This window comes from Streptomyces sp. NBC_00005, assembly GCF_045160215.1.
Taxonomy (GTDB): domain Bacteria; phylum Actinomycetota; class Actinomycetes; order Streptomycetales; family Streptomycetaceae; genus Streptomyces.
Window position 1 is genome coordinate 9,136,661 of sequence record NZ_CP108316.1, and the last position, 26,550, is coordinate 9,163,210.

Annotated in this window: 22 protein-coding genes and 1 pseudogene; 8 read left to right on the forward strand and 15 right to left on the reverse strand. The window is 72.4% G+C overall.

From position 1 onward, the window contains the following. Positions 1-13 precede the first annotated feature (13 nt). Positions 14-805: an ATP-grasp domain-containing protein gene (locus OG303_RS41710; RefSeq protein ID WP_405875102.1), complete on the reverse strand. Its 792-nt coding sequence runs from the start codon at positions 803-805 to the stop codon at positions 14-16. Positions 806-883: 78 nt separating this feature from the next. Here OG303_RS41710 and OG303_RS41715 point away from each other — a divergent pair, with 78 nt between their 5' ends. Together OG303_RS41715 and OG303_RS41720 are read left to right on the forward strand one after the other, a co-directional pair. Beyond that, positions 884-1,396, forward strand: a complete 513-nt coding sequence (locus tag OG303_RS41715) for an immunity 21 family protein (RefSeq protein WP_405875103.1) — start codon at positions 884-886, stop codon at positions 1,394-1,396. 141 nt (positions 1,397-1,537) lie between these two features. Beyond that, entirely contained in the window at positions 1,538-2,383 is an 846-nt protein-coding gene (locus tag OG303_RS41720) for an SDR family oxidoreductase (RefSeq protein WP_405875104.1), read from the forward strand. Between the two features lie 45 nt (positions 2,384-2,428). Here OG303_RS41720 and OG303_RS41725 read toward each other — a convergent pair whose 3' ends face one another. Both OG303_RS41725 and OG303_RS41730 read right to left on the reverse strand, forming a co-directional pair. Next, positions 2,429-4,120, reverse strand: coding sequence for a DUF885 domain-containing protein (locus tag OG303_RS41725; protein WP_405875105.1), 1,692 nt, complete (start codon positions 4,118-4,120; stop codon positions 2,429-2,431). Positions 4,121-4,152: 32 nt separating this feature from the next. Further along, a complete protein-coding gene (locus OG303_RS41730; protein ID WP_405875106.1) occupies positions 4,153-4,644 on the reverse strand; it encodes an Lrp/AsnC family transcriptional regulator in 492 nt (163 codons plus the stop codon). Positions 4,645-4,704: 60 nt separating this feature from the next. On the opposite strand from OG303_RS41730, the gene OG303_RS41735 reads away from it, so the two are divergent. Further along, complete coding sequence (locus OG303_RS41735; RefSeq protein ID WP_405875107.1) at positions 4,705-5,949, forward strand: trans-sulfuration enzyme family protein; 1,245 nt, start codon at positions 4,705-4,707, stop codon at positions 5,947-5,949. 14 nt (positions 5,950-5,963) lie between these two features. Here the strand turns inward: OG303_RS41735 and OG303_RS41740 are convergent, their stop codons facing one another. The 5 genes from OG303_RS41740 to OG303_RS41760 form a co-directional block, all read right to left on the reverse strand. Then, entirely contained in the window at positions 5,964-7,307 is a 1,344-nt protein-coding gene (locus tag OG303_RS41740) for a GNAT family N-acetyltransferase (protein WP_405875108.1), read from the reverse strand. Positions 7,308-7,459: 152 nt separating this feature from the next. Then, positions 7,460-10,120, reverse strand: a complete 2,661-nt coding sequence (locus tag OG303_RS41745) for a DUF6493 family protein (protein ID WP_405875109.1) — start codon at positions 10,118-10,120, stop codon at positions 7,460-7,462. Next, positions 10,117-11,523, reverse strand: a complete 1,407-nt coding sequence (locus tag OG303_RS41750) for an SWIM zinc finger family protein (RefSeq protein WP_405875110.1) — start codon at positions 11,521-11,523, stop codon at positions 10,117-10,119. Before OG303_RS41750 ends, OG303_RS41745 begins: the two co-directional genes overlap by 4 nt. A 141-nt stretch (positions 11,524-11,664) precedes the next feature. Then, entirely contained in the window at positions 11,665-13,248 is a 1,584-nt protein-coding gene (locus OG303_RS41755; RefSeq protein ID WP_405875111.1) for an alkaline phosphatase D family protein, read from the reverse strand. 186 nt (positions 13,249-13,434) lie between these two features. Further along, entirely contained in the window at positions 13,435-14,916 is a 1,482-nt protein-coding gene (locus OG303_RS41760) for a PLP-dependent aminotransferase family protein (RefSeq protein ID WP_405875112.1), read from the reverse strand. 47 nt (positions 14,917-14,963) lie between these two features. On the opposite strand from OG303_RS41760, the pseudogene OG303_RS41765 reads away from it, so the two are divergent. Then, a pseudogene (locus tag OG303_RS41765) lies at positions 14,964-15,752 on the forward strand (DMT family transporter); the annotation flags it as partial. Between the two features lie 93 nt (positions 15,753-15,845). Here OG303_RS41765 and OG303_RS41770 read toward each other — a convergent pair. Next, positions 15,846-16,676, reverse strand: coding sequence for an alpha/beta fold hydrolase (locus OG303_RS41770; RefSeq protein ID WP_405875113.1), 831 nt, complete (start codon positions 16,674-16,676; stop codon positions 15,846-15,848). 111 nt (positions 16,677-16,787) lie between these two features. After that, positions 16,788-17,441 (reverse strand): NADPH-dependent F420 reductase, encoded by a 654-nt coding sequence (locus OG303_RS41775; RefSeq protein ID WP_405875114.1) that lies wholly within the window; start codon positions 17,439-17,441, stop codon positions 16,788-16,790. Between the two features lie 111 nt (positions 17,442-17,552). Between OG303_RS41775 and OG303_RS41780 the strand changes: the two genes are divergently transcribed. Together OG303_RS41780 and OG303_RS41785 are read left to right on the forward strand one after the other, a co-directional pair. Further along, on the forward strand, positions 17,553-18,437 hold the full coding sequence (locus OG303_RS41780) for an RNA polymerase sigma-70 factor (RefSeq protein WP_405875115.1): 885 nt from the start codon (positions 17,553-17,555) through the stop codon (positions 18,435-18,437). Positions 18,438-18,628: 191 nt separating this feature from the next. Further along, the gene (locus OG303_RS41785; RefSeq protein ID WP_405875116.1) at positions 18,629-19,390 is read left to right on the forward strand and encodes a GntR family transcriptional regulator; all 762 of its coding nucleotides are present in this window, start codon (positions 18,629-18,631) and stop codon (positions 19,388-19,390) included. A gap of 120 nt (positions 19,391-19,510) precedes the next feature. Here OG303_RS41785 and OG303_RS41790 read toward each other — a convergent pair whose 3' ends face one another. From OG303_RS41790 to OG303_RS41800, 3 genes are all read right to left on the reverse strand, one after another. Continuing rightward, positions 19,511-20,668: an ROK family protein gene (locus OG303_RS41790; RefSeq protein WP_405875117.1), complete on the reverse strand. Its 1,158-nt coding sequence runs from the start codon at positions 20,666-20,668 to the stop codon at positions 19,511-19,513. Positions 20,669-20,792: 124 nt separating this feature from the next. Continuing rightward, complete coding sequence (locus OG303_RS41795) at positions 20,793-21,455, reverse strand: response regulator (RefSeq protein ID WP_405875118.1); 663 nt, start codon at positions 21,453-21,455, stop codon at positions 20,793-20,795. 14 nt (positions 21,456-21,469) lie between these two features. After that, the gene (locus tag OG303_RS41800; RefSeq protein WP_405875119.1) at positions 21,470-22,636 is read right to left on the reverse strand and encodes a sensor histidine kinase; all 1,167 of its coding nucleotides are present in this window, start codon (positions 22,634-22,636) and stop codon (positions 21,470-21,472) included. 108 nt (positions 22,637-22,744) lie between these two features. On the opposite strand from OG303_RS41800, the gene OG303_RS41805 reads away from it, so the two are divergent. Next, entirely contained in the window at positions 22,745-23,665 is a 921-nt protein-coding gene (locus OG303_RS41805; protein ID WP_405875120.1) for an ABC transporter ATP-binding protein, read from the forward strand. Between the two features lie 2 nt (positions 23,666-23,667). Then, positions 23,668-24,390: an ABC transporter permease subunit gene (locus OG303_RS41810; RefSeq protein ID WP_405875121.1), complete on the forward strand. Its 723-nt coding sequence runs from the start codon at positions 23,668-23,670 to the stop codon at positions 24,388-24,390. A gap of 116 nt (positions 24,391-24,506) precedes the next feature. Here the strand turns inward: OG303_RS41810 and mug are convergent, their stop codons facing one another. Continuing rightward, entirely contained in the window at positions 24,507-25,055 is a 549-nt protein-coding gene (mug, locus tag OG303_RS41815; protein ID WP_405877732.1) for a G/U mismatch-specific DNA glycosylase, read from the reverse strand. After that, the gene (purB, locus tag OG303_RS41820; RefSeq protein WP_405875122.1) at positions 25,052-26,494 is read right to left on the reverse strand and encodes an adenylosuccinate lyase; all 1,443 of its coding nucleotides are present in this window, start codon (positions 26,492-26,494) and stop codon (positions 25,052-25,054) included. Before purB ends, mug begins: the two co-directional genes overlap by 4 nt. Positions 26,495-26,550: the final 56 nt, after the last annotated feature.

Below are 26,550 nucleotides of genomic sequence, written 5' to 3' on the forward strand. Positions count from 1 at the left end.
ACCGGCGTCCCGTTCAGTCCCGTACGACGTCGGGCACCGGCCGCAGGAAGCGCCGGTCCGCCGTGGCGAACTCCGTCGCCGGGCGCGCCGCGCGCAGCACCACGTCCAGCGCGGCATCCTCGTCGCAGGCGTAATGCCCGCTGGCCCAGGCCGCGTTGGCCTCGACGACGGCCCAGCCGGCGCCGTCGATCAGACCGACGTCCACCACGATCGCGCTCGGCAACTCCGACGAGGCCAACTCCCCGGCGAACGCCAGTACTTCACGATGGCTCGGGTCCTGCTCCAGCGGTACGACGTCGAGGCCGCCGCGGGTCGCGTACCGGCTGCCGGTGCGTACCTCGCCGTCGAGGAGGAACAGCCGGTACTCGACGGCGAACGCCACGATGTCGCTCACCAGCACCGGTTCGCCGTCGTCGACCGCGTCGGAACCCGGCAGCCCGCTCCCGTCCGGATACACGCGCGCGGGGAAGCTCTTGTCGTTGGGCGGCTTCACGAAGGCGGGGCGCCGCAGCTGCCGCGCCTCGGCGACCGTCGTGAACTCGATGTCCCTGCGGGTGAGTTCGTACGGCAGCCGGGCGAGCCAGTCCGCCGGGGCCTCCAGCAGCCCGAGCGCCAGTTCCCCCGCCACGGTGTCCGCGAACAGCGGACCGGCGTACAGCGACGCTCCGGGCGCTGAACGCCACTGCTCCGGCACCCGCCAGTCCCGCAGCGTCTCGACGTGCATGGCGCGCCGCCGTGCCGCCCGGGCCAGGGCGTGGCCGGTCGCGGTGACGCGCGGGGAGAGGAAAAGGGTCCGGATGGTCATGGTTGTCGAGGGTGGCGCATGGGGAGGGAAGGGGGACAGCGAATTTGCGGGTTCGCTGTGCGTGTACGGTTCTGCGCCATGGTGCGATACGCGGAACCCGGTGCGGTGGAGTGGGTCGAATCGGGCGGCGGGCCGCTCATAGCGGTGCCGGAGGCGGTTCTGTCGTTCTGGGCGGGCGCCGACGGCGAGGAGAACGCCTCCGACTACGACCGGGCCTGCGAGGTCGACGGTTTCGTCGGGCTGCTCCCGGTCGGCGACTCGGCCGCCCTGGTCCTGGGCGACGAACCCGCCTCCACCGCCTTCCTGCCGGAACACGGCACCTTCGTACGGTGGTGGGCGGCGCACTCCGAGGAAGAACTCCTGGCCGGCGTCCCGGCGGCCCTCGCCACGGCGGACTGGGAACGCGAGATGTGCTGGGAAGTGCCCGGCACGGTCGTCCTGTTTGACTCGGCCTGGCCCGGCACCGAAACGGACCGGACCGACCGCCTCCGCGTCGAACTGGAACCCGGGAAGTACGCGGTGCGCGCGGCCAACGTCCAGCCGGGACCGGAGACTTGGCTCGGCCTCGTACAACTGCGGCGGATTCCTTAGCACTTGGGGCGGGCTTCTTAGCACGTGCGACGACTTCGGCAGCCGTGCGAGGACGTCCGTGGTGCGTGTGACGACTTCCGCGGCAGCCTCGCGGGGATAATCGCGTGCGTCGGGTCGGAGCGTTCCCCATCATGGTCGTCCATGCCCCGACTCCCGCACCCCGCGCCCGAAGACCTGCGCCGTGACCCCCTGCCCCTGCGCGGCCGTACCGCCCTGGTGACCGGGGCCAGCAGACGCGCGGGCATCGGACACGCCGTGGCCCGGCGGCTCGCCGCCTACGGGGCGAGCGTCTATCTGCACCATCACGTGCCGCACGACGCCGCCATGCCCTGGGGAGCCGACCGCGGCGAGGACGTGATCGCCTCCGTGCGTGCGGCACTCGGCGATCCCGCGGCCCGGGTCGCCGCGGGCCCCGGTGACCTCGCCGACCCGGCCACGCCCGCCGAACTGATCGCCACGGCCGCCACGGCACTCGGCGGCCGGCTCGACATCGTCGTCGCCAACCACGCCCTCAGCGGCAGCGACGGCACCCTCGACACGATCGACGCCGCGATGCTCGACGCGCACTGGGCGGTCGACACCCGCTCGGTGCTGCTCCTCGTCCAGGCCTACGCCCGGCACCGCGCCGGACTGCCGGCGCGCACTCCAGGCGGACGTGTCGTGATGATGACCTCCGGTCAGGACATCGCGGGCGGCATGCCGGACGAGATCGCCTACGCCCTCCAGAAGGGCGCCCTCGCCTCGATCACGCGCTCCCTGTCGACCACGCTCGCCGAGCACGCGATCACGGTGAACACCGTCAACCCCGGTCCGGTGGACACGGGTTACGCGACCGGGGAGACGTACGAGGCGATCGCCGACCGCTTTCCCGCAGGCAGCTGGGGCATGCCCGACGACCCGGCCCGCCTCATCGCGTGGCTCGCCACGGACGAGGCGGACTGGATCACCGGTGAGGTCATCAACTCGGAAGGAGGGTTCCGGCGTTGATCAGTTCCGCTCTGATCACAGGGGCACTGATCAGAGCGGCATGGCTCACAGCTGCGAGAGCTCGTCCACCAGATCGTCCAGGCCCAGCGAGCCCTGGGAGAGAGCGGCCATGTGCCAGGTCTTGAGGTCGAACGCCTCGCCCTGCCGCTCGCGCGCCTTCTCCCGGCCCAGCAGCCAGGCACGCTCGCCCAGCTTGTAGCCGATGGCCTGGCCCGGCATGGACAGGTAGCGGGTCAGCTCGCTCTCCACGAAGTCCGCGGGACGGCTGCTGTGCGCGCCGAAGAACTCCTGCGCCAGCTCGGGCGTCCAGCGCTCCCCGGGGTGGAAGGGGGAGTCGTCCGGGATCGTCAGCTCCAGATGCATGCCGATGTCGATGATCACCCGCGCGGCACGCATCATCTGGGCGTCCAGGTAGCCCAGCCTGCGCTCCGGATCCGTCAGGAAGCCCAGCTCGTCCATCAGCCGCTCCGCGTACAGCGCCCAGCCCTCGGCGTTGGCACTGACCATGCCCACGCTCGCCTGGTAACGGGAGAGGTTCTCGGCCACGTGCTTCCACTGCGCCAGCTGGAGGTGGTGGCCCGGCACGCCCTCGTGGTACCAGGTGGACACCAGGTCGTAGACGGGGAAGCGGGTCTGGCCCATGGTGGGCAGCCAGGTGCAGCCCGGGCGCGAGAAGTCGTCCGACGGGGGCGTGTAGTACGGCGCCGCCGCGCTGCCGGGAGGGGCGATCCGGGACTCGACCCGCCGTACCCGTTCGGCAAGGTCGAAGTGGGTGCCGTCCAGCCTGTCGATCGCCTCGTCCATCAGGGACTGCAGCGAGCGCTGCACCTCGTCGACGCCCTCGATGTGCGTGCCCTGCTCGTCCAGGTGCGCCAGCGCCACCCATGGGGTGGCCGCGCCGGGCAGGATCTTCTCGGCCTCGGCCTTCATCTCGCCCAGCAGGCGGTGGTACTCGGACCAGCCGTACGCGTACGCCTCGTCCAGGTCGAGATCCGTACCGTTGAAGTAGCGGACCCAGCAGGCGTACCGCTCGCGGCCCACCACGTCCGGCGTGCCCTCGACGGCCGGCGCGTACACGTCCCGCATCCAGTCGCGCAGCCTGACGACGGCCGCCGTGGCGGAGCGGGCGGCCGTGTCCAGCTCCGACCTCAGCGAGTCCGGCCCGGCGATCGCGTACTGCTCGAACCAGCCGTGCCCTTCACCGTCCGCGTCGGCCCACTGGCCCAGCTGCTCGACGAACGTGGCCGTGGCGCGCGGGCCGCCGTACAGCTTCCGCTCCAGGCCGAGGGCCAGGGACTCCTGATAGCCCTCCAGCGCGGCCGGGACCGCGCGCAGCCGCTCGGCGATCGCCGTCCAGTCCTCCTCGGACTGCGCCGGGGTCACCGTGAACACCTGACGTACCGCATGGGCGGGGGAACTCAGATTGCTGACGGCGCGCAGGCCCTCCTCGGCCTCGTGCACGGCGAGACCTGCGGTGAGCCGCTCGCGCAGAAGGCGCGCGCACCGGCGCTCGACGTCGCTGTCCGCGCCGGGCTGTCGCTCTGCCTCGTCGAGCCGGGCCAGCGTCCGGCGCCCCAGTTCCGCGAGCGCCTCCTCGCCCGCCGGCGAGGTGTCGGGCAACCTGCTCGAACTCTCCTTCACGCCGAGGAAGGTGCCGGTGATCGGGTCCAGGGCGACGAGCTCGTCGACATACGCGTCGGCGACCTCGCGGGGCAGCGGGTTCGTGGTCTGTGACATGCGGCCATCCTCGTACGACGGCCCGCCGCACGTCACCCGGATTGAGCCGACGGCGTAGGCGGGAGGAGCGGTCCGCAGTCCCACTGCTGGAAGATCAACCGGGTCTCCACGCGGGCCACTTCGGGCCGCGACGTGAACCCGTCCAGGACCAGCCGCTGCAGGTCCGCCATGTCCGCGACCGCGACATGCACGAGGTAGTCGTCGGGGCCGGTCAGATGGAAGACGGTACGGGACTCCGGCAATGCCCGGATCCGCTCCACGAACGGGCCCACCAACTCCCGCCGGTGGGGCCTGACCTGCACGGAGAGCAGGGCCTCGAGACCGCGCCCGAGTTTGGCCGGATCGAGCCGTAGCTGATGCCCGAGGATCACGCCCGAGCGGCGCAACCGGGTCACGCGGTCGAGGCACGTCGAGGGCGCCACGCCGATCTGCGCGGCGAGGTCGCGATAGGTGGTCCGGGCGTCGTTCTGCAGCAGGCGCAGCAGATGGAGATCCACCGGATCCAGTGCGACAGATTCGGCCATTGGCCGAACGTAGCACGGTGTTGTGCCTCCGTGCCCCGGTGGTTGTTCATTCTTCCGACCATGGACTCCCACTCCACGAGAGCACTGGCCACCGAAGCCGTCCATGCCGGACGCGACGACCTCGCCCGGCAGGGACTGCACGCCGCGCCCATCGACCTGTCGACCACCTATCCCTCGTACGACAGCCGTGGCGAGGCCGCCCGCATCGACGCCTTCGCCACCACCGGTGCCGAGCCCGAGGGCCCGCCCGTCTACGGGCGTCTCGGCAACCCGACCGTCGCCCGCTTCGAGACCGCGCTGGCCCGCCTCGAGGGCACCGAGTCCGCGGTGGCGTTCGCCAGCGGCATGGCCGCCCTGACCGCCGTCCTGCTGGTACGGGCGTCGGCGGGCCTGCGCCACGTCGTCGCCGTACGCCCTCTGTACGGCTGCAGCGACCACCTGCTGACCGCCGGACTGCTCGGCTCCGAGGTGACGTGGACCGACCCGGCCGGCATCGCGGACGCGCTGCGCCCCGACACCGGCCTGGTGATGGTGGAGTCCCCGGCCAACCCGACCCTGGCCGAAGTCGACCTGCGGGCCGTCGCCCACGCCTGCGGCTCCGTCCCGCTGCTCGCCGACAACACCTTCGCCACGCCGGTGCTGCAGCGCCCCGCCTCGCTCGGCGCCCGGCTGGTGCTGCACAGCGCCACCAAGTACCTCGGTGGGCACGGGGACGTGATGGCGGGCGTGGTGGCCTGCGACGAGGAGTTCGCCGGGCGGCTGCGGCAGGTGCGGTTCGCCACGGGCGGTGTCCTGCACCCCCTGGCCGGCTACCTGCTGCTGCGCGGCCTCGCGACGCTGCCGGTGCGCGTCCGGGCCGCCTCCGCGAACGCCGCCGAACTCGTCCGCCGCCTCGCCGCCGACCCGCGTGTCACCCGCGTCCACTACCCGCGCATCGGCGGCGCGATGATCGCCTTCGAGGTGGCCGGCGACCCGCACGAGGTCATCGCCGGCGTCCACCTGATCACCCCGGCGGTCAGCCTGGGCAGCGTCGACACCCTCATCCAGCACCCGGCCTCCATCAGCCACCGCATCGTGGACGCGGAGGACCGCAGGGGCGCCGGGGTGAGCGACCGGCTGCTGCGGCTGTCGGTGGGGCTGGAGGACGTCGACGACCTGTGGGCCGACCTGGACGGGGCGTTGGGGACGCCGGCGGTGCGCCCCGAAAGGGGCGCGGGGCTGTATCAATACGCGGCTTCACCGCGTGATCCATACGCGGCTTGGCCGCGTGGGCGCGACCAGTCGCAGCCCACCGGCAGCCGCTGACCGATCCGCAACCTCTACGGCGCCTCGCCCTTGCCGACCTCACCCGCACTCGACAGCCGGCCGGTGACCCCGACCGCGTCCTCCGGCCGAACCGGCAGAGCGTCTAGGCGGGCCGTGATGACCAGGGTGCCCTCCTCGATCTGGTAGTCGAGGGGGAGCCCCAGGCCACGCATGGCCGCGACCATGCCGGTGTTGGACGCCTGCGTCACGGCGTACACGCTGGCGCAGCCCGCCTCGACCGCCATCGCCACCAGGCGTTCCAGCAGTTCACCGCCGACGCCGCGGCGCTGCCACTTGTCCTCGATCAGCAGCGCGACCTCCGTCTCGTCCCCGTCCCACAGCAGGTGGCCGAGGCCGACGACTCGCCCCGACGCGGACTGTACGGCGAGGGTGCGGCCGAAGCGCGGGCTGAGCAGGTGGTTGAGGTAGCGATCCGCGTCGCCGACCGGCCCGTGGTAGCGCATGCCGAGCGTGCGCGCCGAGCACCGCTCCTGCATCGCCTTCGCCGCCTCCAGGTCGCGCGCGTCGGCCCGGCGCATGGTGATCTCGTTGCCCTCGGGCAGCGTCAGTACGTCCTGGCTGTGCGGCACGCGCGGCCCGAGCCGGGCGTCCAGCTCCACCAGCGCCCGCGCCCGCGCGAACTCGGTCGGGGTGAACGGCAGATACGGCCGCTCCACGGTGATCACTCCGCCGTCCGGCGCCCGCAGTCGCATCATGGTCTCCTCAAGAGCTCCCTCCACCGGCACCCCCTCCGGGCGCCGGCCGCCGCCTACCGGCGCGGCGGGCAGCTGGCGGATGGTGCACCGGCCCAGCAACTGCCGTAGCGCGAGCGGCAGTTCCGCCGCGTCCAGGGCGGTGCGGGCGGCCAGGCCCAGGACCCGGGTCGGCGCGTCCACCAGATCGTGGGCATCGGCCCGCTCGATCCAGGTGTCGAAGCCCCCGGCCAGCGAGACCACCCGGGCGAGCTCGGACGCCATCAGCTCACCGGGAGCCCGCAGCAGGAACTCGTCCACCGTGCCCTCGGCGAGCGGATGCGTCTGCAGGCTCAGGATGTCGACCCGTCGTCCGGCCAGCGCCGTGCACAGCGCGGCCAGCGAGCCCGGTTCGTCCTTCACCGTCGTCCGCATCCGCCACAGCGCGCTCTCCACGGGCACGGCCTCCGGCCTCGCCGACGACTCGTCGGACGGCCCGGCCTGCTGCTCCTCCGACAGCGACCGGGCGTCGGTATCGCCTGTCGGAGGTGCATGACCGTGGCGGCGTGTCCACCATGTGTGGAACCCCTCCACGGAGCCCCGGACGACCGCCCACACGGGGCGGCCTTGCTTCGCACGTGTCACTTCAGACATGTCTCGACTCATGCGACCACTGTGAAGGAAGGGTGTTGCGTGATCACGAACGCTTTGTGACCGATGGGTAAAGCATGGCTATGCGGCTTTTGTTGAGTTCTTGACGGTTGTGTCGCGGAGGGCAGGAGCTTGGGCGGTACGGCTGGTCAGGGCCCTGTGCGGGGTCAGGCGGCCGCCTCCAGGGTCAGCGCGCTGCGCAGCCGGCGGGCCTGCGACACCAGCCGGGACGAGCCGCGGCGCTGTGCCGTCTGCGCCAGGTGCGGCAGCTCGCCCCGCGCTCCGGAACGTTCCGCGCACTCCGCGGCCACCTCCAGCAGATCGCCGAGCCCGCGGGCCGACGCTGTCCGGCTGTTCGTCGCGAGCTCGGCGAGCAGGACGGGCAGGGTGTGCCGCAGCATCTCCCAGATCGTGGCGTTCGCCCCCGTGGTCGCCGCCGTCCGCGCCGACTCGGCGAGCCGCAGCGGCTTCACCGCCCCGCGCCGGACCAACTGGCCGAGATCCGTGCCCAGTCGGGCCGCGTCGAGCTGACCACGTGCCGCCAGCGTCAGCAGCGCGTCCACGGCGGCGAGCCGGTCCTCCGGATGCCGGGCGCCGAGCCCGTACGCCAGGCACAGGTGCACGGCCTCGCCCGCCTCACCGCCGGACTCGGCCAGCGGCGGCAGGAAGGCGGCGGCGCCCCGGGCGTCGTCCACGGCCACGGTGGACAGATCCCGCAGCATCCGCATGGCCACCAGCTCGCGCCTCTCGGGCAACACCGCGAGCCAGTGCTGTCGTATGCCCTCGTCCCAGTGATGGCAGTACCAACGCGTCCTGTCGACGCTCACCGGCCGGCCCAGCGGCCGGAACTCCGGCGGGAAGTCCTCCTGCAGCTCCGGGAGTTCACCGCATTCGACCAGGATGCGGTCGCCCGAGGTCCGGCTTCGGTTCGCCGGCAGGTCGGGGCCCTGATGGGTCAGCCATCGGGCGAGCCGTGCGCCCTCCGTCGTGCCGAGCGCCGTAGCGCGCTCGGCGGCTTCCGCGGCCGCCGCCCGGTCCGTGCGCCGCACCCGCAGCAGTGCCTGCGCGAAGTCCGCCGCCGAGACCCGTGCGCCTAGTCGCCGGTACTCGTCGAGGCGGGCCACCAGCTCGTCCGGCTCCAGGAGGCCCGTGCTCCACGTGGGCGTCGACAGCAGGAACGGCAGCGGTTCGGTCTGCAGCCGGTACGCCACCTCCCACAGGCGGGCGTCGAAGGCCCGGGAGAGCGCGCTGTGCACACAGCCCTGGACCGTCCTCCCGCGCTGGACCGACCCCAGGAGCGTCGCGGTGCGCACGCGTCCCCGGAGAGTCGCAAGGAGGAGATCAAGACCGTCCGCCGCGTTGAAGACGCCGTTGACGCGGCTGAAATGGTCGTCCGGGTGAAGGACGTACTCGGTGTCCGTGCTGTTCCACCAGCGGCGCGTGACCACGGCGGTGAGCGCATCGAGGAGCGCACCCCGATCCCGGTGGGCATGCCGCACCAGGCCGTCCAGCGCCCGCTCGAACGTGGGCACGTCCCCCTCGGACGCCATGAGCACCCCCACCTCCTCGGCGAGCTCCACCACCGACTCCGGCGCGGGCGCCGACCGCACCGGCTCCGGGGCCGGAGGCAGCACCTCCTCGTACACCAGAGGTTCGGGCGCCGCCTGCTCGGCGCCCAGTGACTGGACCGCCCGGGCGCGGAGCGCAGGGATCAACTGACCGGCAGCGGCCGCCAGTTCGGCCCGTACGTCCGCCGACTCGGCCTTCTTCAGATGGCGCTCCACCAGCTTGAGCGCCCGCTCCTGTATGTCGGAGTCCTCGTGCCCGAAGGCCTGCGCGACGGCGGGCAGCAGCTCCTGAGCCGAGGAGGCGTCTCGGGTGAGGATCTTCCCGAGCAGCACGAGCTGGGCGCGTACCAGCTTCTTCTCGGTGCGGAAGAGCACCGCGCCCGACATCTCCGCCAGTTGACCCGACGTCAGCTCGCCGTCGAGAGCCAAGGAGCCCAGCACGGACTGGGCGTGCGAGGCCACCGGGGAGACCGCGTCGGAGGCCAGCGCCTGCCAGTCGCCGATCCGCTCCCGCTCCTCGCCCCGACTGAGCTCCAGGAGCTTCAACAGCCGCAGGAACAACCGGTGATCGGCCGCCGTGCCGCCCCGAAGCAGGCGGGACACGCACGCGTCGACCATCACCTTGCGGTCGAGGACGCCCTCGGCGGTGAGCCCGGCCAGCGCACCGGTCCAGCTGTCCGGACCCTCGGCGGCCCCCCACTCCAACCGGCCGCCGATGTCGTGCGTCTCGAAGAGCGCGGCCACGAGCTGTGCCAGATGCGGGTCCGGGCGCAACCGGCCGAGCACGGTGCCGCCGCGCTGCCAGGTGCGGTCGGTGTACTCCACCCAGCCCCGCACATACGCTTCCGTCGTCGGCACGGGGCAACCCGAGAGCCGTACCAGACCGGCCATCAGCTCGAACGGCACCCCCGAGGAGGGCGGGCGCTGCGCGAGCCGGTGGGTCACGTCGGCGATCCACTCCGCAGGACGGTCGCCCAGCAGGCGGAGCAGCAGGGCCGGAGACGTCGGCGCCCAGCCCATGTCGCTCGCGGCGATCCAGGCCGCGACACCGGCCGCACCGGTCTGGCACGCCACCCCGGCCGCATACAGCGGCGGGTGGGCGCGGCGGGACTCCGCCTCCCAGGGAGCCGTCCTCAGTTCCTTGCGAAGTGCCTTCAACTCCGGGAAGAGAGACCGCCGTTCGGCATCCGTCATCTCGTCGAGGAGGCTCACCACCTCGGCCGTCCGCCCCGCCCGTACCGAATCCATCAGTGAGCTCATCGCACACCCCCGTCGACTCGTGTCCTGTCCTGCTGCACCGCGGCGCCACCCCGCCGCACCATCCGCACCGCCAGCGCGTGCTTGCACGGCCCGCGCCCGCCCCGGTACTTCGCCCACCACAGACAGCTGCAGCTCAGCGTCCCCGCCTCGTCCCGCACACGGTGCACGTGACCGTCCTGCGCCGTCACCGTCCCGAGCGCACGGTCCAGGGCGACCGCGCCCGCGGCCACCAGCGCTCGCGCCGACCGCAGTCTCGGGTTGTGGCGCTCCACGCGCTCGGCGTCGTACGGCAGTTCACGGTGGAAGTAGGCCGCCTCCGCCGTGTCGTATCCGACGCGGCCCGACGTGCCCAGGCGGACCAGGGCGGCCCGGACCCGCTCGGAAGGCAGGCCCGAGGAGGCGGCGAGGTCGGCGACGTCGATGCGGGGCTCCCATGCGAGGAGCACCGAGATCAGCTCCGCGTCCTCGGCGGCCTCGTCGGTGGCGAGAGCGTCGAGGACACCGCCCTCTCCGGAGAACCCGCGCGAGGCGTCCGGCGACAGCGTGAGCGTCAGCCGCATCCCGGGCAGGACGGCCTCCCAGGCACTGGCCGCGGAGGCGGCACCGGCGGCCGCGGGGCCGTAGACGCGCAGGGCCGTCGCATGCCGCAGTACGCGCTGGAGGGCGATCAGCCGCTCCGGGCCGGGCAGGCACACCGCGCCCGGCACCGGCCGAGTGGTCGGCCGCAGGGTGCGACCCGCGGGCACCACCCACCGCGGACCCACCGAGGCGCCGCGCCCTCCGCCGCGCGGCAGCGCGCGCAGGAACCGCACGGCCTCGGCCGCGGGCAGCTCGGCCCGCAGATCGAAGCCGGCCGCGATCACCTGGGCCTCCGCGAACCCCCGCAGCCACCGGTCCGGCAGCGGCACCTTCTTCTCCACGACCGGACCGTCCAGCGTGGTGACGGCCAACTCCTCGGGCCCGACCCGCAGATGGAGCGGATCGTCCGAGCCGATTCGGGAGAGGGCCTCGCGCAGAGGGTTGTTGACGTCGACGTTCGTCGTGCCGTGCCCCACCTCGCCGCCGTCGAGGCCCTGCTCCAGCACGTCCAGGCGGGCGTACACCCCGCCGCAGCCCGAGAAGGACTCGAAGCGCAGCCGGTCGCCGTTGCCCGTCACCACCGGGTCGAGCGAGGCGCGCAACTGTCGCTGGTAGTACCGCGCGGCGGCCACGTCAGCCACCGCGAGCAGTCCGGCGGCAGCCGTCTGAGGGGACGTCAGGAACCCCGCGAAGAAGCGGGGATGGTCCTTGACGCCGGAGGGAGTCGCACCCCGTGAGGTCTCGAGTCCCAGGCGTTGTTCACCCGCCGAGGACTCCAGCGCGGAGGGTCGGCGATAGGCCACGGCCTGCAAAGATCGCGTCATGGAAAAACCGTAGAGGCGACCACTGACAATCGGCCCTGACCTGCGAAAACGCTGGTGGGCAGGGCGAGTTCGGGGGCGCGGAAAGGTGCCGCGCACCGGGGGATGACGCCGGTGCGCGGCTCCGGAGAAAGCGTACGGGAGTTACTGGCCGACCCGGCCCGGCTGCAGCACCTGCGTGAACAGCAGGGTGCCGTCCTGCTCGCGCAGACGCACCGTCAGCTCCCCGCTGTCCCCGTCGATGTCGACCTCGCCGAAGAACTGGTAGCCCTCGGCCGGCGAGACGTTCGAGGCCGTCGGCGCCTTCACGAACACCCGCTCCGGGCCGAAGGTGCCGTCGAGCGCGTTGGCCGGGAAGGCGCCGGCGTTGAGCGGACCGGACACGAACTCCCAGAACGGCTCGAAGTCCTTGAACGCGGCCCGCGACGGGTCGTAGTGCTGCGCCGAGGTGTGGTGCACGTCGGCCGTCAGCCACACGGTGCCGGTGATCCGCCGGTGCTTGATGAACCGCAGCAGTTCGGCGATCTGCAGCTCGCGCCCGAGCGGCGCGCCCGGGTCGCCCTGCGCGACGGCCTCGAAGTTCGGCTTGCCCTCGTTCGCGTCGGGCACGACCAGGCCGAGCGGCATGTCGTTGGCGATCACCTTCCACATGGCGCGTGACTTCGACAGCTCCCGCTTGAGCCATTCCAACTGCTCGCGGCCGAGGATGCCCACCGGGTCCGTCGTCTGGTCGTCCGCCGAGTTCGCGTTGCGGTAGGTGCGCATGTCGAGCACGAACACGTCCAGGAGCGGGCCGTGGTTGACGACGCGGTAGATCCGCCCGTCCGGGCGGCGGCTGATGGTGGAGATCGGGAAGTACTCGGAGAAGGCCTGCCGGGAGCGCACCGCCAGGTCGTCGAGCTTCGTGCCGGCCGGGTAGGGCGTGCCGGTGCCGATGACCTCACCCGGGTACCAGTTGTTGCGGACCTCGTGGTCGTCCCACTGGATGATGTTCGGCACCTGCGCGTTGAACCGGCGCAGCGCCCGGTCCAGCAGGTTGTAGCGGAAGTTGCCCCGGTAGTCGTCCAGGGTGACGGCGACGTGCGACTTCTCCTCGGTGGTGACGCTCCGGTACACGCTGCCGTCCGGAAGCGTGGCGGTGGCGGAGATCGGGCCGTCGGCGTAGATGTTGTCGCCGCTGCACAGGAAGAAGTCCGGGTCCAGCTTCGCCATGGCGTCGAAGATGCGGTAACCGCCGATCGACTCGTTGATGCCCCAGCCCTGGCCCGCCAGGTCGCCGGACCACACGAACTTCACGTCGTGACGCCGCTTCGCGGGCGCCGTACGGAACGTGCCGGTGACGGGCTCGCCGGTGCGACGCGGGTCGTCCGGGTCGGCGAGCAGGACGCGGTAGTGGATCTGCTCGCCGGACGGCAGTCCGCGCAGCCGGGTCGTGCCGGTGAAGTCCGTGTCCGCGCCGAGCAGCGGACCGTGCCACCTGTGCGGGTTGCTGAACGAGTCGGTCGCGGACGTCTCGACGATCATCCGGGCCGGACGGTCGGAGCGCACCCACACCAGCCCGGAGTCGGACGTCACGTCTCCCGCCTGTACACCCCAGCCCGCCTTGGGGCGCCCCGAGAGGGCGAACGCCGGTGCCGCGCCGAGGGCGGTGGGCAGAGTCAGGGCCGCCGACGCGGCGAGGGAGCCGCGCAGCACGCTGCGGCGGCCGGGGAACGGACGGTGTGACATGGATGCGCCTCCAGGGACGGGATCCGGCCAGTGTGCGATGCCACAACTACTGGTGCGGCGCAGCGCACACGGAAACCACAAGTGAACAACTGACCGCAGGGACAAGGGAACCGGTGTGCGAAGGGAGCGACAGCGGCGGCGAAAGGGATGAGCCACCCGTCGTTCGCCGGGCGCGTCGTCCCGCCGTCACCCGTCCGTGGCCTGGGCCATCAGCCGTACGCCCGCCCGGATCCGCGCGGGTGAGAGATGCGCGTACCCGAGGACCAGCCGTACGCCCCGCTCCTCGTCGTGCTCGCCCCGCGCGTGCGTGTAGTCCGTCAGCGGGCGCACGGCGACGCCGGCCGCGGCCACGCGCGCGAGGAAGCCGTCCTGCGGGCCGTACCGGGGCGGGAGCGCGGCGATGACGTGCAGTCCCGCCGCGATCCCGGCGACCTCCGCGCCCGGGAAGTGCTCCTCCAGCGTGGCCACGAGCGCGTCGCGCCGTTCGCGGTACGCGCGTTGGCAGCGGCGCAGTTGGCGGTCGTAGTCGCCGCGCTCCACGAAGCGGGCGAACAGCGCCTGGTCGAGGGTGGGATGGCCGAGGTCCATGGTTCGCTTGCGCTCGACGACCTCGTCGGCCAGGGACTCCGGGACGAGCAGCCAGCCGAGCCGCAGACCCGGAGCGAGTGACTTGCTGACCGAACCCGTGTAGGCCACGTGTTCCGGGTCGAGTCCTTGCAGGGCGCCCACGGGAGCGCGGTCGTAGCGGAAGTCGCCGTCGTAGTCGTCCTCCAGGACGAGCCCGTCCACGGACCGCGCCCAGTCGAGCAGTTCGGTGCGGCGGTGCGCGGAGTACGCGATGCCGGTGGGGAACTGGTGCGAGGGCGTCGTCACGACGGCCCGCACACCCGAGTCCCGCAGCGGTCCGACCACGAGTCCCTCGTCGTCCAGCGGCAGGGGCACGGTGGTGACCCCGGCCGAGGCGTAGAGGGCGTCGTGCTGGGGGCTCCCGGGATCCTCGACTCCCACGGTGTGCAACCCGCGCGCGTGGAGCACGAATCCGAGCAGCGTGGTCGCCTGCGCCACCCCGGAGACGATCACGATCCGCTCCGGGTCCGCGACCACACCGCGACGGCGCGCCAGCAGCTCCGCCAGCGCGGTACGCAGCCGGGGCAGCCCGCGCGGGTCGGGATAGCCGAGGTCCTGGTGCGGCATCTCCGCAAGGACTCCGCGCTGCGCCGCGGACCAGGCCGCGCGCGGGAACAGCGACAGATCCGGCGTGCCGGGCACGAAGTCGGCGCGCGTACCGGGGGAGCGCGGGGCGAGATCACGCGCGCGTGGGGGCGCTGCCCGTACGGCGCCTCCCACCCAGGTGCCCGCTCCTCGCCCGCTGCGCAGATAGCCCTCCGCCGTCAGCTGCTCGTACGCCTCGGTGATCAGTCCCCGCGACACCCCGAGGTCGGCGGCGAGATCCCGGCTCGACGGCAGCCGGGTGCCCGGCGCCAGCCGCCCCGTCCGTACCGCCTCGCGCAGCGCCGCCTGCAGCGAACGTCCACGCGTGCGTGCCGGCGCGGAGGCGGCCGGCAGGAGCAGTTCCCAGGCGGGGGAGCCCGCATGACCGGGATCCGCACTCCGGGCCGGACGGGCCGGATCAGGCGTCCCGTCCCGATTGGTCTCCGATGGCGTCATGGAAATGGACCTTAAACCGGACCGCCCCGCTGCCTAGCGTCGCTGCCATGAACGCCACCACCGCGCGCGGGGCCCTCCTCGCCGCGCTCGCCTGTGTCCTCGTCGGAGGGTCCTTCACCGCGAACAGCGTCCTGGGCCACTACCCGTACGCGGGCGGCCAGTTCCTGCGCTACGGCCTCGCCTTTCTGCTGCTCCTCCCGCCGGCCGGCGCGGGAGCGAGGGCACGGCTGCGGCGGCTCTCGCCCCGTCACTGGCTCCGCCTCGCGCTCCTCGCAGCCGTCGGCATGGTCGGCTTCAACCTGGCCGTGATCGCGGCCGAGCGCTCCGCGGAACCGGCGGTGCCCGGCGTCTTCGTGGGATGTGCACCCGTGGTCGTGGCTGTGGTGGTCCCGGCCCTGGACGGCCGCCGGCCCCAACGCACGGTCCTGTACGGGGCGTTGCTGGTCGCCTTCGGCGCCTTCACGGTCCAGGGGTGGGGGCGTACGGACGGCACGGGGATCGCCTTCTCCGTCTGCGCGCTGGCCGGGGAGGTCGGCTTCGCCGTACTCGCCGTGCCCGTCCTGCGGCCCCTGGGCCCCCGGCTGCTGTCCGCCACCGTGTGCGGCGTCGCGGCGGTCGAGTCCGCGGCGGCCGGGTTGCTCGTGGACGGGACGGCATGGCTGCGGCGGCCCGACACCACCGAGGCCGCCGCGCTGCTGTGGCAGGCGGCGGTCGTCACCGTGGTCGGCTTCGTCTGCTGGTACATGGGCATGCAGCGGATCGGAGCGGAGCGCGCCACGCTGTTCTCCGGCCTCATCCCGGTCGCCGCGGCCTGCACCGCCCCGCTCGTCGGAACGGGCTCCTACGGGGCCGCCCAGGCCGTCGGCAGTGCTCTGGTCGGCACCGGAGTCGCCCTCGGATCCGGCGCGTTGACCCGGAGGCGTGCCGAGTCAGTGGCTGCCGTCGAGGAGGACGCGGGCGATGAGCGCGGGGTCGTCGTTCATCGGGCAGTGCCCGCAGCCGGGCAGCCGCACCAGCCGGGCCTTGGGGATGAGCTGCTTGGCGCGAACCCCCTGACGGCGCAGGAGCAGCATGTCCCTGGTGCCCCAGGCGACGGTGACCGGCATGGAGGGGATGTCGTCGGTGAACCGGACGGCGCTGCCGGCCCGGAGAGTCGCGTCGAACCCCGTCGCCTGCACCAGGGCCAGCGTCTCGGCAACCACGGCCTCGGGTGAACGGCGGCCCGGGCGGGCGTAGATCGTGCTCGTCAGCATCGTCCGGCCGGCCGCCGAGCGCGAGAGCTGCTCCACCAGGGGCAGCGGCAGTCGCCGGGCGATCTGCCGCATGGTGACCAGGATGCCGAAGGCGTAGCGCCGCTCGGCCTCGGACCAGAACCCCGCGGGGGACAGGGCGGTCACGGACCGCACGAGCTTCTCGCGACCGAGCTCCAGGGCGAGCAGACCGCCGAGCGAGTTGCCCGCCACATGCGGACGGTCGAGCTCCAGCGCCTCGCAGAAAGCGCCGAACACGGCGGTCGTCGTGGGCAGGTCGTAGGCGAGTCCGTCCGGCAGGCCCGGGGAGGCGCCGAACCCGGGCAGATCCACGGCGATCACGTCGCGCTCGGTCGCGAGGATGTCCACCACCGGGTCCCAGGCCTGCCGGTGGTGACCGATGCCGTGCAGCAGGAGCAGCGGTTCGCCGCTGCCCACGCGCGCGTAGGAGACGGTCACGGGCTGAGGGCCGCGCGGAGAGGGGACCTTGAAGGAGACGGTGGCGGACATGGAGGTGCTCCTCGTGTGGGGCTCGCTGATGGACGCCGTGTAGACAGCTTGTCAGCAATTGCTACCGACGGGTAGCCCCCTGATGCGGCCGACCGCGCGGCCGTACGGCCCTCAATGCCCCCTGCGCACCTCGAAGTTGAACTCCGAGTGCCCGAAATGACCGAAGAGGTCGACCCACAGCGGCAGCAGCATCTCCACGCTGCGTGCCGACCGGATCCCGCCCAGGTCGAGCACCCGGTGCGGCGGCCACCCGAACTCCCCGAGCAGGCCCCTGACCTGTTCCTTGGCGCTCGTGTCCTCCCCGGACACGAAGACCTGGTGCTCGCCCGGCACCAGCGAGGGATCCACCATCACCGCGCAGTTCACGGTGTTGAGGGTCTTCACCACGCGCGCGTGCGGGAACGCGCGCTGGATCTGCTCGCCCACGCTGTCCGACTCGACGGGGGACAGCCGCAGTTCCCCGTCCTCGAACGCCATCGGGTTGGAGACGTCGACGACGACCTTCCCGTCCAGGTTCTCCGCCCCGGCCGCCTCCAGCGCGGCGAGCGCCACCCGCCCGCCGACGGCGACCACGACCACCTCGGCGGAGGAAGCGGCCTCCGCGAACGTACCGGCCCGTGCTCCCCCGCCGACGTTCCGCGCCCACTCCAGGGCGGTGGGATTGTCCTTCGTGCGGGAACCCAGAGTCACCTCGTGGCCCATTTCCGCCAGCTTGCCGCCGAGCGTACGGCCGACGTCGCCCGTGCCCAGAACCGCGTACCGCATGGCCACCTCCGCGAACCCGGCCGCCGACCGCCGGCGGCCCGCAGGTCATTCTGCTCCCGGACACGTGGATTTCTCCTGGACATGTCCGGACGCGTCGCATGGGATGGAGCCGTGACCACCGAAACCGAGACCGATGTCTTCGAAGAGCACCGCCCCGTCCTGCTGGGGGTCGCCTACCGCATGCTCGGGCGGGTGGCCGATGCGGAGGACGTGGTCCAGGAGGCCTGGCTGCGCTGGTCCGGCGCCGACCGCGGCGACGTGCGCGAACCGCGCGGTTACCTGGTGCGCATCACCACCCGCCTGGCCATCGACCGACTGCGCCAGGTCAAGGCGCGCAAGGAGGCGTACGTCGGCCCGTGGCTGCCCGAGCCGTATGCGACCGACTTCGGGGAGGCCGTCCCGGACACCGCCGAGCGTGCCGCGCTCACCGACTCCGTCTCGCTGGCCGTCCTCGTCGTCCTGGAGTCGCTGTCACCACTGGAGCGGGCCGTGTTCGTGCTCAGGGAGGCCTTCGGCTACCCGTACGCGGAGATCGGCGCCATGCTCGACCGCGGTGAGGCGGCGGTGCGCCAGCTCGCCGGGCGGGCCCGCAAGCATGTCGAGGAGCGAAGGCCGCGGTACGAGGTGGATCCCGACCGGCGCCGTGAACTCACCGAACGGTTCCTCGCCGCCGCGGGCGACGGGGACCTGGAAGGTCTCATGGCGCTGCTCGCGCCCGACGTGCGGCTCGTGGGCGACAGCGGCGGCAAGTCCAAGGCGCCACTGCGGATCCTGGAGAGCGCCGACAAGGTGGGCCGCTTCCTCGTCGGAGCCGCCCAGAAGGGCGTGCCGGACCAGTCCTACCGCTTCATGGAGCTCAACGGCGGCCTCGCGGTCGTGGTGCTGTCGGAAGGCAAGCCCGACAGCGTCTTCCAGGTGGACGTCTTCGAGGGCCGCATCCAGGCGGTCTACATCATCCGCAACCCGGACAAGCTGCTTTCGCTGGCCACTCCCTAGGCGGGAAAGGGCGGCCCTGTACGAACCCTGTGTGAACGCTGCGCGGCAAGTGTCCTGTGCCTTGCGTATCGGATCCAGGATTGGTCTTGACCAAGGGTTTGGGCCGCCCTATGGTCGCAGATAAGTGCAACAACCTTTAATAAACAAGGGCGCTAAAACGCCGCCGGACCACGGCGATTGCGGAGGACAGGGTGGGGACCACGCAGCTGGAATCGGTACCGGAACCGAAGTACAGGCATCTCAAGACCGTGCTCAGTGAGGCATTGGACTCCGAGTTCTCCGTGGGCGAGATCCTGCCGAACGAACGCGACCTCGCCGCCCGCTTCGGCGTCGCCCGCGCCACGCTCCGCCAGGCACTGGAGCAGCTCGAGCTGGAAGGCAGGCTGCAGCGCCGCCGAGGTGTCGGCACGACCGTCGCCCCGCCGCGCGTGGGCGTCGCCGTCGGCCCGGAGCAGCACGCCTGGCCGGGGGCGGCCGACGACGTCTGGCAGGCCGTCGACTGCACGCCGGCGGCCCCGCCCGTGGCCGTCGCCGCCGCGCTCGAGCTGGGCCCGGACGAGACGGTGTACACGGTGCGCCGCTCGCGCGTCTCGCACGGCCAGCCCGTCGCCGCGGAGCTGCTCTACATCCCGGAGTCGTCGGTGCCCGACCTCTCCGCCATCGACGCGCCGTCCGGACCGGCACGCGCGCGTGCGGTGCTGCGCGAACTGCACCGGCTGGAGCTGGAGGGGCGCGACAGCTCCGTGGAGCTCGGCTCCGCGCGCGCGGACGACGCCAAGGAACTGGACCGGCTCCCGGGCGCGCCCGTCCTCGTCGTCACCACCCGCTTCCTCGCCGACGGCCGCACCGCGGCACTCTCCGTCGCCACGTACCGCGCGGACACCTGCCGTCTGACCTTCGGCGACTCGGGAGGCGTGGAGATCCACCAGGGGCCCGAGCGTCAGGCGTCCTGAGAGCGGTACTCGCCGGGTGTCCTGAGACCCGAAGCCGCCGGGTGTTCTGAGACCCGGACTCGCGCAACGTGCTGTGCCCCGGAGGAGTTCCGGGGCACAGCACGTTGCGGTGTCACCGTCTCAGCGCCGCGCCGTCACCGTGCCCTCCACGGCGAACAGTTGCTCCTCCACGTGGTCCAGGGCGAGCCGGAGCGCGCCCGTCGCCACCGCGGCCTCGCCGAGGAGGGACAGGGCGACCTTCGGCGGGCGCAGGCAGTAGCGCGCCAACTCGCGGCGCAGCGGCTCCAGTACGCCGTCCAGGCCGGCCGCCCAGCCGCCGACGACGACGAGTTCCGGGTCGAGGGCCAGGACCAGTGCGGCCACGTCGTGGACGAGCCGCTGGATGAAGCGGTCGACGGCCGCGCGAGCCCGCTGGTCGCCCTCGCGGGCCTGCGCGAAGACCTTGGCGACGGCCTGTTCGTCGAGCGGGTGCAGCGGTTCGTCGGTGGTGGACAGGAGCGTCTCGGGCGTCACCTCGCTGCCCAGCAGATGCAGCGCGCCGATCTCGCCGGCCGCCCCGCCGTACCCCCGGTGCAGCTGTCCGCCGATCAGCGAACCGGCCCCCGGGCTCAGCCCGGCCAGCACGAACACGACATCGTCGGACTCCGTGGCCGAACCCTTCCAGTGCTCCGCGACGGCCGCGGCGTTGGCGTCGTTCTCGACCAGCACCGGGCACTTGAAGGACCGGCTCAGCCGTTCACCGAGGCGCAACCCCGTCCACTCGGGGAGCGCGGCGCACAACCGCACCGTGCCGTCCGCCTCGACGATCCCGGGTGAGGCGACCCCCACGGCCCGCAGCGAGCCGCGTGCGACCCCGGCCCGGCGCAGCAGTTCGGCCACCGCGGTGCGCAGCCGCTCCAGGCGCTCGTCGGCGGGAGCCGTCTCGTCGACGTCCTTGGCGACCGAGCCGAGCACCCGGCCGTCGAGGTCGGCGAGGAGCGCGGCGACCCGGTGGGACCCGATGTCCAGGCCCAGCAGATGCCCGGCCTCGGCCCGGAACCGGAAGCGCCGCGCGGGCCGCCCCTGGCGTCGTACGACGCTCTCGTCGGCCGCCTTCTCGACGACGTAGCCCGCCTCGATGAGCCCCTCGACGACACCCTCGACGGTCGGCCGGGACAGCCCGGTCACCCGGGTGATCTCCGTCAGTGTCGCCGCGTCCGTGGCACGCAGCGCGTGCAGCACCACCGCGGAGTTGATCCTTCGCAGCAGCGAGGGATCCCCGCCGGTCAGCTGCCCCAACGTCCCGTCCTCCCAGCTCGTGCGCGTGTTGGCCGGATCGTACTCGGCGCGGCGGACCCCGGCGAGTGCCAGGGCACGTCAGGTCCACCGACCGGTCCGTCCCGCACCCGGCGCGGCGGGCGGGTCAGCCCGGTGCCACGAACCCCGACTCGTACGCGGCGATCACGGCCTGCGTGCGATCCCGGGCGCCGAGCTTCGCCAGTACGGCGCTCACGTGCGACTTCACCGTCTCCGTGCCGACGACCAGGCGGGCGGCGATCTCCGCGTTCGACAACCCCCGGGCCATCAGCCGCAGCACCTCCGCCTCCCGCTCGGTCAGCCGGGCCCGCTCCATCGCGTCACGGGCGGCCCGGTTCCCGCCTTCGTCGCCGTACTCGGCGGCCAACTGCCGTACGGAGGCCGGAAAGAGCAGCGACTCCCCTTCGGCGACCAGACGCACCGCGTGCACGATCTCGGCCGGCCGGGCCCGCTTCAGCAGGAACCCGTCGGCGCCGGCCCGCAGCGCCTCGTACACGTATTCGTCGTTCTCGAAGGTCGTCACCACGAGGATCTTCGGCGGATCGTCGATCGTCCGCAGCACCGCGCGCGTGGCCTCGATGCCGTCCAGCAGCGGCATCCGTACGTCCATGGCGACCACGTCGGGCCGCAGCTGCCGGACGAGCGGGATGACCGCCGCCCCGTCAGCAGCCTCCCCGACGACCTCGATGTCGGGTTGTGCCTCCAGCACGGCCCGCAGACCGGCGCGTACGAGGGGTTCGTCGTCGACGAGGAGAACGGTCACCGGCATCCGGCCAGCGTAGATCAGCCGAGCGGCAGCTCCACATGTACCTGCCAGTCGCCTTCGTCCGGTCCGGTTCGCGCGCGGCCGCCCAGCAGGGCCGCGCGCTCGCGTATGCCGCGCAGACCGCTGCCCCGGCCGGGCCCCGGTATGTCGGCCGTCAGCGGATTGCGGACCTCAAGACCGAGCGTGCCGTCCGCGACCTCGATACGGACCCGGACCGGAACGCTCCCCGCGTGCCGCAGCACGTTGGTCAGCGACTCCTGGAGGATGCGGTAGCCCTCCCGCGACACCGGACCGGGCACGGTCTCCACGGGACCCGTCACCTCCGCGTCGACCTTGGCTCCGGAGCTACGCGCCGACTCCAGGAGCCGGTCGGCCTCGCTCAAGGTGGGGCGACTGCTCGCGGGGCGCTCCGCCTCTCGCAGGATGCCCAGCACCCGGTCCAGGTCTTCCAGTGCGGCCCGGCCGGTGTCCTCGATGGCGCCCAGGGCCCGGTCGGTGAACGCGGCGTCGCCGGCTGCCCGTGCCGCGCCCGCCTGGACCACGGCGACCGTCAGCGCGTGACCAATCGTGTCGTGCAGCTCACGGGCGATGCGGCTGCGCTCCAGGAGTTGCTCGGTGCGCTCCTCCAGGGCGGCGAGCCGCTCGGTGGGGGAGGGGCCCAGGAGCCGGCGCGCGAGCACCGTGATCAGCTCGCCGAGGCCGACCACCGCGCCGTAGAAGGCGAGCAGCGGCAGTGGGACAAGTAGCGCGTAGGCCCAGTGCGGCTGCACCGTGAACGTCACGAGCGGAGTTTCGACAGATGCCGGGCCGAACACCGCCTGAACCAGGATGACGGCTGCCGCCGGCAACCAGACGGTGAGGGGACCCGCCACCCACCCGAGGACCATCCGTACTTCCAGCCAAAGGACGGTCCGCCACCGGTCCCGCCAGGTGAGCGAGGGAGTGACCGAGAACGCCGTGTCCCCGCCGCCCCGCTCGCCCGGCGCCAGCATGAACCGCGCCTGCACACCCTCGCCCCGCCGCACGGCAGGGATCAGCCCCAGCGGAATCAGCAACACCGCGGGCACCCACGGCTTCGACATGTCGATGAACAGCCACACGCTTTCGAACAGCATGGGCACCCACAGGTGCAACCAGCGCGTGTACGTCGTCCCCCGGACCAGCGGGCGCAGAAAGCGGGCCATTGCCTCATCGTGCCAGGCACCACTGACAACGAGCCTCCCCCGAGCGAGGGAGACGATCTCCACCCGCGGGGGAGGTGCCGTTCCCTCAGCAACGGCCAGGCTGGGGCCATGACCAGCATCGACGTCCAAGACCTGACCAAGGAGTACGGCAGCAAGCGAGCCGTGGACCACCTCACCTTCAGCGTCCTGCCTGGCCGTGTCACCGGTTTCCTCGGCCCCAACGGCGCCGGAAAGTCCACCACCATGCGGCTCGTACTCGGCCTCGACCGGCCCACCTCCGGCGCCGCAACGGTCGGCGGCCGCCCCTACGTCACGCTCCGCGAACCCCTGCGCCACGTGGGCGCCCTGCTCGACGCGCAGGCCGCGCACGGATCCCGTACCGGCCGGGACCACTTGCGCACGCTCGCCGCGAGCAACCGCATTCCCGAACGCCGCGTGGACGAGGCGCTGGAGGAGGCGGGGCTGGCGTCGGTCGGACGTCGCCGGGTGAAGACGTACTCCCTGGGGATGCGGCAGCGGCTGGGCATCGCCGCCGCCCTGCTCGGCGACCCCGAGGTCGTCCTGCTCGACGAGCCCTCCAACGGTCTCGACCCCGAAGGCATCATCTGGATCCGCGAGTTGGTGCGCCGGCTCGCGGGGGAGGGGCGCACGGTCCTCGTCTCCAGCCATCTGATGAACGAGACCGCGTCCTTCGCCGACCACCTCGTCGTCCTCGGCCGGGGGCGCCTGCTCGCCGACACACCCATGCGGGAGTTCATCCACGCGCGCGTGCAGCCCCGCGTCCGGATCCGCACGACGGACGCCGTCACCCTCAAGGACGCCCTCGCCCGGCACGGTCACGATGCCGTGGAGCACGAGCTCGGGCACTGGACCGTGCAGCACGCGCGCGTGGACGACATCGGCCGCATCGCCTCCGCCGCGGGGGTGCCGATCCTCGAACTGGCCGCAGAGGAGGGCACGTTGGAACAGGCCTACCTCGATCTGACAGCCGCAGAAGTCGAGTTCGCCGCACAGCACCAGGAGGCCTGACCATGGAATTCACGCCCGTACTGCACTCGGAGTGGCTCAAGATCCGTACGCTGCGGTCGCTCCTCGGCGGCCTGGCCGGGGTGCTGCTCGCCACCAGCCTGTTCTCCGCGCTCGCCGCCGCAGACAGCGACGGAGCGGACTTCGACCCGCTGTTCTCGGTCTTCTTCGGCGTCAGCTTCGGACAGATCGCGGCGATCGCGTTCGGTACGACCGCTGTGTCGTCCGAGTTCCGGGGCGGCGCCCTGCGCGTCACGCTCGCCGCGGTGCCGCGGCGCGGGCGGTGGTTCGCCGCCAAGGCGGTGGCCATCGCCGTACCCGTGCTGGTGGTGGGGCTGTTCGCGGGATGCGTGAGTGTGGTGGTCGGCCGGGCCGTCCTCGGGGCGAAGGCGGACGGGCTCACGTTCGGTGAGGAGCTGCGCGGAGTCGTCGGCTGCGGGGTCTATCTGACGCTGATGGCGTTGCTCGCGGCAGGCGTCACTGCCCTGCTGCGCAGCGGCGTCGCCACGCTGAGCATCCTGATCCCGTTCCTGCTCATCGTCTCCTTCGTCATCGGAGACATGTCCGGCACTGTCGCGGACGTCCTGCCGGACAGGGCGGGCCAGGTGGTGCTCCACGAGACGTGGGACGGCGCGCTCGGGCCGTGGACAGGACTCGCGGTGACGGGGCTGTGGGCGGGAGTCGCACTCCTGGCGGGGGCCTGGAGCGTGCGGCGCCGGGATGCCTGACACCTCACCGAATGGTCAGCGCCGGCCACTGGGTCGCCGTGGCCGCCGCCGACCGGGACGAGACGGACAAGGTCCAGCTCGTCGCCATGGTCACCGAAACGGATCCCCGTGAACCGCTAGGAACCCTCCGCCGCCACCCGCAGCCGCCCGTACTCCTCCGCCATCGTCGCCGCCGTCCAGTGCGCGTTCAGCCCGCTCGGATTCGGCAGCACCCACACCCGCGTCCGACCGAACGTCCGCTCCTGCGGCCCCACCTGGGCCTTGCGGTCGTCGAAAGCCGCCCGATACGCGGTCACCCCCACCACCGCCAGCCAACGCGGCCGCAGCCGCGCCACCTTCAGCGCCAGCAGTCGCCCACCCTCGCGGTACTCCTCCGCGCTCAGCTCGTCGGCCCGCGCGGTCGCCCTCGCCACGACGTTCGTGATGCCGAGGCCGTACGACAGCAACTCGCCCTGTTCCGACGGCTTCATGAGCCTGGGCGTGAAGCCCGACAGGTGCAGCACCGGCCAGAAGCGGTTGCCGGGTCGGGCGAAGTGGTGGCCCGTCGCCGCCGTCATCAGCCCGGGGTTGATGCCGCAGAACAGAACACCGAGGCCGTCCGCGGCCACGTCGGGGACGAGGCGGTCGCGGGCGGCCTCCAGTTCCGCCGGAGTGAAGCGGGTCAGAGGATCGCCCCCGGCGTGTAGCCCGCGGCCTCCGGGTGCTGCTTGACGATCTCCTCGATGTGGCCGACGACCGCGGCGACCTGGTCGGCGGCAGCGCCCGTGAAGGACAGCTTGTCGGCCATCAGCGCGTCCAGCTGCGCGCGGTCGAGCGGGATGCGCTCGTCGGCCCCCAGCTTGTCGAGGAGCTCGTTGCGCTCGGCGCCCTGCTCGCGCATCGCGAGCGCGGAGGCGACGGCGTTCTCCTTGATGGCCTCGTGCGCGATCTCACGGCCGACGCCCGCACGCACCGCGCCCATCAGTACCTTGGTGGTGGCGAGGAACGGCAGGTAGCGGTCCAGCTCGCGAGCCACGACGGCCGGGAAGGCACCGAACTCGTCGAGGACCGTCAGGAAGGTCTCCAGCAGACCGTCCAGCGCGAAGAACGCGTCCGGCAGCGCGACCCGGCGCACCACCGAGCAGGACACGTCGCCCTCGTTCCACTGGTCGCCGGCCAGCTCGCCGGTCATCGACGCGTAGCCGCGCAGGATGACCATCAGGCCGTTGACACGCTCGCAGGAGCGGGTGTTCATCTTGTGCGGCATCGCGGAGGAGCCGACCTGCCCCGGCTTGAAGCCCTCGGTCACCAGCTCGTGCCCGGCCATCAGCCGGATCGTCTTGGCCACCGAGGACGGAGCCGCCGCCAGCTGTACCAGCGCGGTCACGACCTCGTAGTCGAGGGAGCGCGGGTAGACCTGGCCGACGCTCGTGAACGCCTGCGCGAAGCCCAGGTGGGCGGCGATCCGCTGCTCCAGATCCGCGAGCTTCGCCGCGTCCCCGCCCAGCAGGTCCAGCATGTCCTGCGCCGTACCGACCGGGCCCTTGATGCCGCGCAGCGGGTAGCGGGCGAGGAGCTCCTCGACCCGGCCGTGGGCGACGAGCAGTTCGTCGGCCGCCGTCGCGAAACGCTTGCCCAGGGTGGTGGCCTGCGCCGCCACGTTGTGCGAGCGGCCGGCCATGACCAGCTCGCCGTACTCGCCCGCGAGCTTGCCCAGGCGCGCCAGGACGGCCACCGTACGGTCGCGCATCAGCTCCAGCGAGAGCCGGATCTGCAGCTGCTCGACGTTCTCGGTGAGGTCGCGGGAGGTCATGCCCTTGTGTACGTGCTCGTGCCCGGCGAGGGCGTTGAACTCCTCGATCCGCGCCTTCACGTCGTGCCGCGTGACCTTCTCGCGCTCGGCGATGGAGGCCAGGTCGACGGTGTCGAGGACACGCTCGTAGTCGGCGATCGCCGCGTCCGGCACCTCGATCCCGAGGTCCTTCTGGGCCCGCAGCACGGCGAGCCAGAGCTGCCGCTCCAGCTTCACCTTCTGCTCGGGCGACCAGAGCGTGGCGAGCTCGGCGGAGGCGTAGCGTCCGGCGAGGACGTTCGGGATGCGGGGCTTGGCGGGCGCAGAAGTCACGTGGACGGATTCTACTGGCGATTCGTGCAGGCCAGCGCCACGGTCCCCTTCGTCGG

Excerpts from the sequence above, each read along its gene's own strand:
- OG303_RS41710 (WP_405875102.1), bottom strand. The coding sequence starts at position 805 with ATGACCATCCGGACCCTTTTCCTCTCCCCGCGCGTCACCGCGACCGGC.
- OG303_RS41715 (WP_405875103.1), top strand. The coding sequence starts at position 884 with ATGGTGCGATACGCGGAACCCGGTGCGGTGGAGTGGGTCGAATCGGGC.
- OG303_RS41720 (WP_405875104.1), top strand. The coding sequence starts at position 1,538 with ATGCCCCGACTCCCGCACCCCGCGCCCGAAGACCTGCGCCGTGACCCC.
- OG303_RS41725 (WP_405875105.1), bottom strand. The coding sequence starts at position 4,120 with ATGTCACAGACCACGAACCCGCTGCCCCGCGAGGTCGCCGACGCGTAT.
- OG303_RS41730 (WP_405875106.1), bottom strand. The coding sequence starts at position 4,644 with ATGGCCGAATCTGTCGCACTGGATCCGGTGGATCTCCATCTGCTGCGC.
- OG303_RS41735 (WP_405875107.1), top strand. The coding sequence starts at position 4,705 with ATGGACTCCCACTCCACGAGAGCACTGGCCACCGAAGCCGTCCATGCC.
- OG303_RS41740 (WP_405875108.1), bottom strand. The coding sequence starts at position 7,307 with ATGAGTCGAGACATGTCTGAAGTGACACGTGCGAAGCAAGGCCGCCCC.
- OG303_RS41745 (WP_405875109.1), bottom strand. The coding sequence starts at position 10,120 with ATGAGCTCACTGATGGATTCGGTACGGGCGGGGCGGACGGCCGAGGTG.
- OG303_RS41750 (WP_405875110.1), bottom strand. The coding sequence starts at position 11,523 with ATGACGCGATCTTTGCAGGCCGTGGCCTATCGCCGACCCTCCGCGCTG.
- OG303_RS41755 (WP_405875111.1), bottom strand. The coding sequence starts at position 13,248 with ATGTCACACCGTCCGTTCCCCGGCCGCCGCAGCGTGCTGCGCGGCTCC.
- OG303_RS41760 (WP_405875112.1), bottom strand. The coding sequence starts at position 14,916 with ATGACGCCATCGGAGACCAATCGGGACGGGACGCCTGATCCGGCCCGT.
- OG303_RS41770 (WP_405875113.1), bottom strand. The coding sequence starts at position 16,676 with ATGTCCGCCACCGTCTCCTTCAAGGTCCCCTCTCCGCGCGGCCCTCAG.
- OG303_RS41775 (WP_405875114.1), bottom strand. The coding sequence starts at position 17,441 with ATGCGGTACGCGGTTCTGGGCACGGGCGACGTCGGCCGTACGCTCGGC.
- OG303_RS41795 (WP_405875118.1), bottom strand. The coding sequence starts at position 21,455 with ATGCCGGTGACCGTTCTCCTCGTCGACGACGAACCCCTCGTACGCGCC.
- OG303_RS41800 (WP_405875119.1), bottom strand. The coding sequence starts at position 22,636 with ATGGCCCGCTTTCTGCGCCCGCTGGTCCGGGGGACGACGTACACGCGC.
- OG303_RS41805 (WP_405875120.1), top strand. The coding sequence starts at position 22,745 with ATGACCAGCATCGACGTCCAAGACCTGACCAAGGAGTACGGCAGCAAG.
- OG303_RS41810 (WP_405875121.1), top strand. The coding sequence starts at position 23,668 with ATGGAATTCACGCCCGTACTGCACTCGGAGTGGCTCAAGATCCGTACG.